The sequence below is a fragment of the Streptococcus sp. HMSC072D07 genome (assembly GCF_001814835.1).
Classification (GTDB): Bacteria; Bacillota; Bacilli; order Lactobacillales; family Streptococcaceae; genus Streptococcus.
Map to the genome: position 1 here is coordinate 123,803 of NZ_KV818078.1, position 11,307 is coordinate 135,109.

Consider the following 11,307-nt stretch of genomic DNA (forward strand, 5'->3'; position numbering starts at 1 on the left):
AAACAGCCTTTTTGGGAGAATTTTGATAAAATAGTAGTATCAATAAAAAGGACGGAAGCATGACAAAGAAAATCATAGCCATTTGGGCCCAAGATGAAAAAGGTGTGATTGGGAAGGAAGATCGTCTCCCTTGGCATTTGCCAGCAGAGTTGCAACATTTTAAGGAAACAACTTTAAATCATGCTATATTGATGGGACGAGTGACCTTTGATGGAATGGGACGTCGTCTGCTTCCAAAACGGCAAACCCTGATTTTAACGCGCAATAGCGAAGAAGTCATAGATGGGGCGCTCGTATTTCAAGATGTGGAGTCTGTTTTAGCGTGGTATCAGAGTCAGGAAAAAAATCTCTATATCCTTGGCGGAAAGCAGATTTTTCAGGCTTTTGAGCCTTATTTAGATGAAATTATCGTGACGCAGATTCATGCTCAGGTGGAGGGAGATACATATTTCCCTGAGGAGTTTGACTTATCTCGTTTTGAGACGGTTGCAAGCAAATCTTACACCCGAGATGAGAAAAACAACTATGATTTTACCATCCAATACCGAAAGAGAAAGGAAGTCTAATGGAGCGCAGTATATTTGGATTTTTTACAGCTTTTTTGTGTGTGATCTGTATTTTGACTGGAGCACAGGCTTTTCGTAAGAAGCGCTATGGACTGTCTGCCTTACTCTGGTTGAATGCTTTTACCAATCTGGTCAACAGTGTCCACGCTTTTTATATGACCTTATTTTAGATAGAATGATAAATTAGAATGGAAGGAAATCATGCCTACAAATAGGAAAAATGATATGATGGTTTATTGCTCATTTTGTGGCAAAAGCCAAGAAGAAGTAAAGAAAATAATCGCTGGGAACAACGCCTTTATCTGTAATGAATGTGTGGAGTTGGCCCAGGAAATCATTCGGGAGGAGTTGGCCGAGGAAGTTTTGGCAGACTTGTCTGAAGTACCAAAACCAATCGAACTCCTAAATATCTTAAACCACTATGTGATTGGTCAGGATCGTGCCAAACGTGCCTTGGCAGTGGCTGTATACAATCACTATAAACGCATTAATTTCCATGATACGCGTGAAGAGTCAGAAGATGTGGATTTGCAGAAGTCAAACATCTTGATGATTGGCCCAACTGGTTCTGGGAAAACTTTCTTGGCTCAGACTTTGGCTAAGAGCTTGAATGTGCCTTTTGCTATTGCAGATGCGACAGCTCTGACTGAGGCTGGTTATGTGGGTGAGGACGTAGAAAATATCCTCCTCAAACTCTTGCAGGCTGCTGACTTTAACATCGAACGTGCAGAACGTGGGATTATCTACGTAGATGAAATTGACAAAATTGCCAAGAAGAGCGAGAATGTGTCGATCACACGTGATGTTTCGGGTGAAGGTGTACAACAAGCCCTTCTCAAGATTATCGAGGGAACTGTCGCTAGCGTGCCGCCTCAAGGAGGACGCAAACATCCACAACAAGAGATGATTCAGGTGGATACCAAGAATATCCTCTTTATCGTGGGTGGTGCTTTTGATGGCATCGAAGAAATCGTTAAACAACGTCTGGGTGAAAAAGTTATTGGCTTTGGCCAAAATAACAAGGCGATTGACGAAAACAGCTCTTACATGCAAGAAATCATCGCTGAAGACATTCAAAAATTCGGTATTATCCCTGAGTTGATTGGACGCTTGCCTGTCTTTGCTGCTCTTGAGCAATTGACGGTCGATGACTTGGTTCGCATCTTGAAAGAGCCAAGAAATGCCTTGGTGAAACAATACCAAACCTTGCTTTCTTATGATGATGTTGAGTTGGAATTTGACGATGAAGCCCTTCAGGAAATAGCCAATAAGGCTATTGAACGCAAAACTGGTGCGCGTGGTCTTCGCTCAATCATCGAAGAAACCATGCTAGATGTTATGTTTGAAGTGCCAAGTCAAGAAAATGTGAAATTGGTCCGCATCACAAAAGAAGCTGTCGATGGAACGGAAAAACCCATCCTAGAAACAGCCTAGAGGTGACTATGGAACTTAATACACACAATGCTGAAATCCTGCTCAGTGCGGCAAACAAGTCCCACTATCCGCAGGATGACCTGCCAGAGATTGCCCTTGCAGGGCGTTCAAATGTCGGCAAGTCTAGCTTTATCAACACCATGTTGAACCGCAAAAATCTTGCTCGTACATCAGGAAAACCTGGGAAGACCCAGTTACTCAACTTCTTCAACATTGATGACAAGATGCGCTTTGTGGATGTGCCTGGTTATGGCTATGCCCGCGTTTCTAAAAAGGAGCGTGAAAAGTGGGGGCGCATGATTGAGGAGTACCTAACGACTCGGGAAAATCTCCGTGCGGTTGTCAGTTTGGTGGATCTCCGCCACGACCCGTCAGCAGATGATGTGCAGATGTACGAATTTCTCAAGTATTATGAGATTCCGGTTATCATCGTTGCGACCAAGGCGGACAAGATTCCTCGTGGTAAGTGGAACAAGCACGAATCAGCAATCAAAAAGAAATTAAACTTTGACCCAAGTGATGACTTTATCCTCTTTTCATCTGTCAGCAAGGCAGGGATGGATCAGGCTTGGAATGCAATATTAGAAAAATTGTGAGGGAAAGAAATGGCAAAAACAATTCATACAGACAAGGCTCCAAAGGCTATCGGACCATATGTTCAAGGGAAAATCGTTGGCAATCTTTTGTTTGCGAGCGGTCAAGTTCCTCTTTCACCTGAAACTGGAGAAATTGTAGGAGAAACGATCCGAGAACAGACTGAACAAGTTTTGAAAAATATTGGTGCTATTTTGGCTGAAGCGGGAACGGACTTTGATCACGTTGTCAAAACAACTTGCTTCTTGAGCGATATGAATGACTTTGTTCCTTTTAACGAGGTTTACCAGACTGCCTTTAAAGAGGAATTTCCAGCTCGTTCAGCTGTAGAGGTTGCACGTCTTCCTCGTGATGTAAAAGTCGAAATTGAAGTGATCGCAGAGATTGGATAAGCTAGTTGAAGTTTGGCTCTGCCAAACTTTTTTTGATATAAGGAGAGATAGATGACAAAGAAACAACTTCACCTGGTAATTGTGACAGGGATGAGTGGCGCAGGGAAAACGGTAGCCATTCAATCCTTCGAAGATTTGGGATATTTTACGATTGACAATATGCCACCAGCCCTCTTACCAAAGTTCTTGCAGTTGGTAGAGACCAAGGATGATGACCATAAGTTAGCCCTAGTAGTCGATATGCGTAGTCGTTCCTTCTTTTCAGAGATTCAGGCTGTTTTGGATGAATTGGAAAACCAAGATGATTTGGACTTCAAAATCCTCTTTTTAGACGCAGCAGATAAGGAATTGGTAGCCCGTTACAAGGAAACCAGACGGAGTCACCCACTTGCTGCAGATGGTCGAATTTTAGATGGCATTAAGCTGGAACGTGAACTTTTGGCACCTTTGAAAAACATGAGCCAAAATGTGGTGGATACGACAGAACTCACCCCACGTGAACTTCGTAAAACCATTGCTGAGCAATTTTCAGACCAAGAACAAGCCCAGTCTTTCCGTATCGAGGTCATGTCTTTTGGATTCAAGTATGGTATTCCTATCGATGCAGACTTGGTCTTTGATGTCCGTTTTTTGCCAAATCCATACTACCTTCCGGAACTCCGCAATCAGACAGGTGAGGATCAAGCAGTTTATGACTATGTGATGAATCATGAAGAGTCTGAAAGTTTCTATCAGCACTTACTCGCTTTGATTGAACCCATTTTGCCAAGTTACAAAAAAGAAGGCAAGTCTGTTTTAACCATTGCAGTAGGATGTACAGGTGGACAGCACCGTAGTGTTGCCTTTGCAAAACGAATCGCTGAGGACCTTGCTAAAAACTGGCCTGTCAATGAAAGCCATCGTGACAAAGACAGAAGAAAGGAAACGGTAAACCGTTCATGAGAAAACCAAAGATAACGGTAATTGGTGGAGGAACAGGTATCCCCGTCATTTTGAAAAGTTTGCGAGAAAAGGATGTTGAGATCGCAGCCATCGTAACGGTAGCTGATGATGGTGGATCTTCTGGTGAGCTAAGAAAGAATATCCAACAGCTGACACCACCAGGTGATCTCCGTAATGTCCTTGTGGCCATGTCGGATATGCCCAAGTTTTATGAGAAGGTTTTTCAGTACCGTTTCTCAGAAGAGGCCGGAGCATTTGCGGGTCATCCACTGGGGAATATCATCATAGCAGGGCTCTCTGAAATGCAAGGGTCCACTTATAATGCCATGCAGCTGCTAAGTCTCTTTTTCCACACAACAGGAAAAATCTACCCCTCAAGCGATCAGCCTTTGACACTGCATGCAGTCTTTAAAGATGGTTCTGAGGTGGCAGGTGAGAGCCACATTGCAGATCATCCAGGTATGATCGACCATGTCTATGTGACCAATACCTTGGATGATGAAACACCCCAAGCCAGCCGTCGAGTGGTCAATACTATCCTCGAGAGTGATATGATCGTCTTGGGGCCTGGTTCCCTCTTTACATCGATTTTGCCCAATATTGTCATTGAGGAGATTGGGCAGGCTCTCTTGGAGACTAAGGCAGAGATCGCCTATGTCTGCAATATCATGACCCAGCGTGGGGAAACAGAGTACTTTTCAGACAGTGACCACGTGGAAGTCCTCCATCGACACTTAGGTCGGCCTTTTATCGATACGGTCTTAGTTAATATCGAGAAGGTTCCTAGAGAATACATGGATACCAACCGTTTTGATGAATATTTGGTTCAGGTAGAGCATGATTTTGCTGGTCTTTGCAAGCAGGTTCCTCGTGTGATTTCATCCAACTTCCTTCGTTTGGAAAATGGAGGAGCCTTCCATGATGGCGATTTGATTGTAGACGAATTGATGCGCATCATACAGGTGAGAAAATGAGTTTTACAGTTGCAGTAAAAGAAGAAATTCTTGGTCAACACCATCTCAGTCGTCATGAATTGTCTGCCATCATCAAGATGTCTGGCAGTATCGGTCTCTCGACTTCTGGCCTGACCTTGTCTGTTGTGACTGAAAATGCTAAGTTGGCTCGGCATCTCTATGAGTCCTTTCTCCATTTTTATGAGATTAAGTCAGAAATTCGACACCATCAGAGAAGCAATCTTCGCAAGAATCGTGTCTACACGGTCTATACCGATGAGAGGGTGCAGGAGCTTTTGGCTGATTTGCGACTTGCGGATTCTTTCTTTGGTTTGGAGACAGGCATTGATCCTGATATTTTAGCAGATGAAGAAGCTGGTCGTGCTTACTTATGTGGGGCCTTTCTGGCAAATGGTAGCATCCGAGATCCGGAGTCTGGTAAGTATCAGTTGGAGATTAGTTCCGTTTATCTGGACCATGCACAAGGATTGGCCTCTCTCCTCCAGCAGTTTTTGCTGGACGCTAAGGTTATTGAGCGAAAGAAAGGTGCAGTTACCTATCTCCAGCGGGCAGAAGACATTATGGATTTCTTGATTGTGATTGGGGCCATGCAGGCGCGTGATAATTTTGAGCGCGTCAAGATTTTGCGTGAAACCCGTAATGATCTCAATCGAGCCAATAACGCTGAAACAGCCAATATCGCTCGAACGGTTTCTGCTAGTATGAAGACTATCAACAATATCAGTAAAATCAAAGATAGAATGGGTTTGGAAAATTTACCAGTGGATTTGCAGGAGGTGGCTCGCTTACGGATCCAGCACCCAGACTACTCTATCCAGCAGTTGGCGGATAGCCTGAGCAATCCCCTGACCAAAAGTGGTGTCAACCACAGACTCAGAAAAATAAACAAGATTGCAGATGAACTATAAAACCACGAATCGTTGATCCGTGGTTCTTTTATTATAAACTGGTCGAGTGTTTGGGTTGTACTTTTTGGTCAGGGTCAATGTAGTTAATGGCATTGTTAACAGCTGTTGGAGCTTCACCCAGTCCTGTAGCGATCAAATCAATCTTACCTTCATAGTAGCAGCAGTCGCCGATAGCATAGATACCTGCTTGGCTGGATTCTTGTTTGCTATTGACGATAATCTTGTGACGGTTGAGGTCCAGACCCCAATTTTTAAGATTGCCGACAGATGATTTGAAGCCGTAATTGACAAAGAGGTGGTCTAAGTCGATAGTTTCGGTTTCATCTGATTTGACTTTGGTGATTTCTAGTTTATCGAGTGTTTTTCCATCTCCGAGAAGTTGGCTAGGGACGAACGGTGTCTTGATAGTTACAGATGATTCTTGCAAGGCTTGCACACTATGTTCCAAGGCGCGGAAGTTATCTCTGCGGTGAACAAGGGTAGTTGGGGCAATCTTTTCAAAAGCCAGAGCCCAGTCCACAGCTGAGTCTCCCCCACCAAGGATGGTCACTTTCTTGCCAGCGTATTGCTGAATGTTGGAAACGTGGTAGTGGATATTTTCATAGTTTTCAACGCCATCTAATTCGAGCGGACGTGGTTTGAAGGCGCCACCACCCATAGCAATGATGACGGTTTTAGTCAGGTGACTCCCCTTATTGGTTGTAATGGCAAAGCCTTGATCTTGTTTCTCAATTTCAAGAACGGTTTCATTGAGATGAATAGGGGTATCAAAGCCGTTTAGCTGTTCAATCAAGCGATTGGTCAGCTCTTCTCCAGTTAAGTTTGGAAAACCTGGCACATCAAGGATTTGCTTTTCAGGGTAGAGAATGGCGGGCTGGCCACCTAGCTGGGGAAGGGAGTCGATGATTTGGACTTTGGCTTGGCGTAGGTGAGCGTAAAAGGCAGCAAAGAGACCAACAGGACCGCCACCTACAATAGTAATATCATAGAGTTGAGACATGATTTCTCCTTCGTTTTTTCTAATCAGTTTATTTTATCATATTTTTGCTTAATTTAAAATGAGGTAGGATAGGGAAAAAATGGGCAAAAAATGGTATAATAATGAGTAAAGTGTTTTGACAGGGAGGAGGCCAAGGATGAATTTTCAACAATTATCCAATTTACAATACTGGACGAGTTTGTTTTCAAGTCCTTGGAGTATAGTCACCAATCTGATTGATATTCTCATTGTGACTTATATTTTATATCATTTTACTAAAGCTATTGCAGGCACCAAGATTATGATATTGGTCCGTGGAGTCTTAGTTTTTATTCTAGCCCAGATTCTTTCCAATATGATTGGTTTAACGACTATTTCCTGGTTAATCAATCAGATCATCACCTACGGGGTGATTGCAGCGGTGGTTATCTTTTCACCAGAGATTCGGACTGGTTTGGAGCGATTGGGCCGGGCTACTGATTTCTTCTCCAATGCCCCTATTAGTGCGGAAGAGCAGATGGTTCATGCATTTGTGAAATCAGTTGAATACATGAGCCCTCGTAAGATTGGGGCGCTTGTAGTGGTTCAGAGAGTGAGAACCTTGCAGGAATACATCTCGACAGGGATCCCTTTAGATGCCAAAATTTCGGCTGAATTGCTTATCAATATTTTCATTCCCAATACTCCCTTGCATGATGGTGCTGTCATTATCAAGGAAGACCGAATTGCTGTAACTTCAGCCTATCTACCCTTGACTGAAGATACCGGGATTTCCAAGGAGTTTGGAACGCGTCACAGGGCGGCGATTGGTTTGTCGGAAGTGTCAGATGCTCTTACCTTTGTGGTTTCGGAAGAAACGGGTGGAATCTCCATCACCTATAATGGAGTCTTTAAGCATGATTTGACCTTGGAAGAGTTTGAATCTGAATTGAGAAGAATCTTACTTCCAACATCAGAGAAAAAGCAAGGTCTGAAAGAGCGCTTGCTAGGAGGATTGAAACATGAGAAAAAATAGTCTATACATCATTTCTTCCTTCTTTTTCGCCTGCATTCTCTTTATCTATGCAACATTGACAAACTATCAGAATAGCAACAGTGCCAGACAGGTGCGGACGGAGACTTATACGAACACAGTTCTTAATGTCCCAATTGATATTCAGTATGACAGTGATCAGTATTTTATCAGTGGTTTTACATCTGAGGTGACGGTCTTTCTAACAGGGTCAAATAGAGTTGCTTTGGCGAGTGAGATGCAGGAAAGCACCCGCAAATTTAAGGTGACAGCTGATCTTTCTGATGCCAGTGTAGGAACCATCGAAGTTCCTCTAACCATTGAAAATCTTCCGAGCGGTTTGACGGCTGTTGCGACACCGCAAAAGATAACAGTCAAGGTTGGTAAAAAAGCAAAACGTGATAATGTAATCGTTGTGCCGGAGATTGACCCTAGTCAGATTGATTCTCGTGTGAAAATTGATACAGTCACTGTATCAGATGAAAAAGTAACGGTTATTAGTGATGAGGAAACTCTCTCTAGAGTAGATCGTGTCATTGCCATCTTGCCAACGAGTGAACGGATAACAGGTAATTATTCGGCTTCTGTTCCTCTACAAGCAGTCGATAAAAATGGAAATGTCTTGCCAAGCGTCATTATGCCATTTAACACTACAATGAAAATTACAACCAAAACAGTATCGTCTAGCTCGAGTTCTTCGTCAACGACCTCGTCAACGGGCTCTTCAACCAGCAGTTCGTCTTCAACGAGTTCAGAAACGAAACCAGACTCGTCTAAACAGGACTAAACAAAATAGTAGAAAAGGATGATAAATAAAATGGGTAAATATTTTGGGACCGATGGAGTCCGTGGAGAAGCAAACGTAGAACTGACGCCAGAATTGGCCTTTAAACTGGGACGTTTTGGTGGTTATGTTCTTAGCCAACACGAAACAGAAGCCCCTAAAGTCTTTGTAGGACGTGATACACGTATCTCAGGAGAAATGTTAGAATCAGCCTTAGTGGCAGGTCTCCTCTCTGTAGGGGTTCACGTCTACAAACTCGGTGTCCTTGCAACACCAGCAGTAGCTTACTTGGTCAAAACTGAGGGAGCCAGTGCAGGTGTCATGATTTCCGCTAGTCACAACCCAGCCCTTGATAATGGAATTAAATTCTTTGGTGGGGATGGCTTCAAACTTGATGATGAAAAAGAAGCAGAAATCGAAGCCTTGCTAGATGCTACAGAAGACACCCTTCCTCGTCCAAGTGCCGAAGGTTTGGGAACCTTAGTGGACTATCCAGAAGGTTTACGTAAGTATGAAGGCTACCTTGTTTCAACTGGAACTCCTCTTGAAGGAATGAAAGTGGCCTTGGACACAGCAAACGGTGCAGCGTCTACGAGTGCTCGTCAAATCTTTGCAGACCTTGGGGCTCAAATAACTGTTATTGGGGAGACACCAGATGGTCTGAATATCAACTTGAATGTAGGTTCTACACATCCAGAAGCTCTTCAAGAAGTGGTTAAAGAAAGCCAGTCAGCTATTGGTTTGGCCTTTGACGGAGATAGTGACCGCTTGATTGCTGTCGATGAAAATGGCGAGATCGTCGATGGTGATAAGATCATGTATATCATCGGTAAATACCTTTCTGAAAAAGGCCAGTTGGCTCAAAACACCATCGTGACAACGGTTATGTCTAACCTTGGCTTCCATAAGGCCTTGGAGAGTGCTGGCATTAACAAGGTAGTGACTGCTGTTGGTGACCGCTATGTCGTTGAAGAAATGAGAAAATCAGGCTACAACCTTGGTGGTGAACAGTCTGGTCACGTTATCTTGATGGACTACAATACAACTGGTGATGGTCAATTATCAGCTGTTCAATTGACTAAAATCATGAAAGAAACAGGTAAGAGTTTGTCTCAACTGGCATCAGAAGTGACGATTTACCCACAAAAACTGGTCAATATCCGAGTGGAAAATGCCATGAAAGAAAAAGCCATGGAAGTACCAGCCATTAAAACTATCATCGAAAAGATGGAAGAGGAAATGGCAGGGAACGGTCGTATCCTTGTCCGCCCAAGTGGAACAGAACCCCTCTTGCGCGTCATGGCAGAAGCCCCAACAACAGAAGAAGTTAACTACTACGTAGATACAATTGCTGCTGTTGTTAAAGATGAAATCGGAATTGACTAAAGCCTAGAAAACTAGATGAAATGATAAAAATGTGGTACAATTGCATAGTAAATTGTAGCAATGGGAGAGAAAAATGAATCTTAAACGAGAACAAGAATTTGTTAGCCAGTATCACTTTGATGCTCGTAACTTTGAATGGGAAAATGAAAATGGAGCTCCTGAAACCAAGGTAGACGTGAACTTTCAGTTGCTCCAACATGACCAAGAAAACCAAGTGACTTCTTTAGTCGTTATCTTGAGTTTCATGATTGTCTTTGACAAATTTGTCATCAGCGGAACAATTTCTCAAGTTAACCATGTGGAAGGTCGCATTGTCAACGAACCAAGCGAATTTAACCAAGAAGAAGTCGAAACCTTGGCACGTCCATGTTTGAACATGCTCAACCGTTTGACGTATGAAGTAACAGAAATCGCCTTGGATCTTCCAGGGATCAATTTGGAGTTTTAGTCATGAAATTAGCTGTCATTACAGATTCTTCAGCCTATTTAGAGGAGAAGACGCTGCAAAGAGAGAATCTTTTTATCTTGGATATTCCTGTCAATATTGATGGAGAGGAGTATGTTGAAGGTGTCAATCTGACTGCTGAGGAATTTTATCAAAAAATGGCTCAGTCTGTAGAATTGCCTAAAACTAGTCAACCAAGTATTGCCAAATTGGATGAGATTCTTAGTTCTTTGAAAGATGAGGGTTATACCCATGTCTTGGGACTATTTCTTTCGTCAGGAATTTCAGGTTTTTATCAGAACATCCAATACATGTTGGAAGAGTATGATGGCTTGACCATTGCCTTTCCAGATACCCATATCACAAGTTCCCCTCTAGGATTTATGGTAGAGAGTGCCTTTGAATGGGCAGAACAAGGTGATGATTTTGCCCAGATTCAGGAGAAATTGGCTATCCAAATTGCTGATAATTCAGCCTTTATCATAGTAGATGACCTCGACCACTTGGTTAAGGGAGGACGTTTGTCAAATGGAGCAGCTATCTTAGGAAATCTCCTCAGTATCAAGCCTATCCTTTACTTTAATGACCAAGGAGTGATTGAAGTTTACGAAAAAGTTCGTACAGAAAAGAAAGCAATCAAACGTTTGGTGGAAATCATCAAGGAGTTGACAAAAGACGGGGACTACCGTATAACAGTCATTCATGGGAACGCTCCTCAAAAGGCAGCGGATTTACGTCAGCTTTTGATGGAGAGTGGTGTGACTGCTGAAATTCCAATTGAACCCTTTGGTAGTGTCATTGGGACCCACCTTGGAGAAGGTAGTATCGCCTTGAGCTATACAACAATCGTCTAAATTGTTCTTACAAGCTTTGTATCTTAGACAGGAGTAG

At 43.0% G+C, this 11,307-nt stretch carries 13 protein-coding genes; 12 read left to right on the forward strand and 1 reads right to left on the reverse strand.

From position 1 onward, the window contains the following. Nucleotides 1–59: 59 nt before the first annotated feature. From HMPREF2991_RS08430 to whiA, 7 genes are all read left to right on the forward strand, one after another. Nucleotides 60–566, forward strand: a complete 507-nt coding sequence (locus tag HMPREF2991_RS08430; protein WP_070683844.1) for a dihydrofolate reductase — start codon at nt 60–62, stop codon at nt 564–566. A 201-nt stretch (nt 567–767) separates the two neighbouring features. After that, the gene (gene clpX / locus HMPREF2991_RS08440) at nt 768–2,000 is read left to right on the forward strand and encodes an ATP-dependent Clp protease ATP-binding subunit ClpX (protein WP_002874765.1); all 1,233 of its coding nucleotides are present in this window, start codon (nt 768–770) and stop codon (nt 1,998–2,000) included. A gap of 8 nt (nt 2,001–2,008) precedes the next feature. Further along, on the forward strand, nt 2,009–2,596 hold the full coding sequence (gene yihA, locus HMPREF2991_RS08445) for a ribosome biogenesis GTP-binding protein YihA/YsxC (protein WP_070683846.1): 588 nt from the start codon (nt 2,009–2,011) through the stop codon (nt 2,594–2,596). Between the two features lie 9 nt (nt 2,597–2,605). Then, a complete protein-coding gene (locus tag HMPREF2991_RS08450) occupies nt 2,606–2,986 on the forward strand; it encodes a RidA family protein (RefSeq protein ID WP_070683848.1) in 381 nt (126 codons plus the stop codon). Between the two features lie 51 nt (nt 2,987–3,037). Next, on the forward strand, nt 3,038–3,928 hold the full coding sequence (gene rapZ / locus HMPREF2991_RS08455; RefSeq protein ID WP_000163039.1) for an RNase adapter RapZ: 891 nt from the start codon (nt 3,038–3,040) through the stop codon (nt 3,926–3,928). After that, complete coding sequence (locus HMPREF2991_RS08460) at nt 3,925–4,902, forward strand: YvcK family protein (RefSeq protein ID WP_001231066.1); 978 nt, start codon at nt 3,925–3,927, stop codon at nt 4,900–4,902. Before rapZ ends, HMPREF2991_RS08460 begins: the two co-directional genes overlap by 4 nt. After that, nucleotides 4,899–5,810, forward strand: coding sequence for a DNA-binding protein WhiA (gene whiA / locus HMPREF2991_RS08465; protein WP_000011290.1), 912 nt, complete (start codon nt 4,899–4,901; stop codon nt 5,808–5,810). The genes HMPREF2991_RS08460 and whiA overlap by 4 nt, the downstream gene beginning before the upstream one ends. A gap of 31 nt (nt 5,811–5,841) precedes the next feature. Here whiA and HMPREF2991_RS08470 read toward each other — a convergent pair whose 3' ends face one another. Continuing rightward, on the reverse strand, nt 5,842–6,810 hold the full coding sequence (locus HMPREF2991_RS08470; RefSeq protein WP_070568486.1) for an NAD(P)/FAD-dependent oxidoreductase: 969 nt from the start codon (nt 6,808–6,810) through the stop codon (nt 5,842–5,844). Nucleotides 6,811–6,946: 136 nt separating this feature from the next. On the opposite strand from HMPREF2991_RS08470, the gene cdaA reads away from it, so the two are divergent. The 5 genes from cdaA (at nt 6,947) to HMPREF2991_RS08500 (ending at nt 11,270) form a co-directional block, all read left to right on the forward strand. Then, the gene (gene cdaA / locus HMPREF2991_RS08480; protein ID WP_070568490.1) at nt 6,947–7,804 is read left to right on the forward strand and encodes a diadenylate cyclase CdaA; all 858 of its coding nucleotides are present in this window, start codon (nt 6,947–6,949) and stop codon (nt 7,802–7,804) included. Continuing rightward, nucleotides 7,791–8,588 (forward strand): CdaR family protein, encoded by a 798-nt coding sequence (locus tag HMPREF2991_RS08485; RefSeq protein ID WP_070568492.1) that lies wholly within the window; start codon nt 7,791–7,793, stop codon nt 8,586–8,588. Before cdaA ends, HMPREF2991_RS08485 begins: the two co-directional genes overlap by 14 nt. Before the next feature lie 30 nt (nt 8,589–8,618). Continuing rightward, the gene (gene glmM, locus HMPREF2991_RS08490; RefSeq protein WP_070683851.1) at nt 8,619–9,971 is read left to right on the forward strand and encodes a phosphoglucosamine mutase; all 1,353 of its coding nucleotides are present in this window, start codon (nt 8,619–8,621) and stop codon (nt 9,969–9,971) included. Between the two features lie 73 nt (nt 9,972–10,044). Next, complete coding sequence (locus tag HMPREF2991_RS08495) at nt 10,045–10,419, forward strand: DUF1149 family protein (RefSeq protein WP_001050092.1); 375 nt, start codon at nt 10,045–10,047, stop codon at nt 10,417–10,419. Between the two features lie 2 nt (nt 10,420–10,421). Continuing rightward, nucleotides 10,422–11,270: a DegV family protein gene (locus tag HMPREF2991_RS08500; protein ID WP_070568505.1), complete on the forward strand. Its 849-nt coding sequence runs from the start codon at nt 10,422–10,424 to the stop codon at nt 11,268–11,270. Nucleotides 11,271–11,307 lie beyond the last annotated feature (37 nt).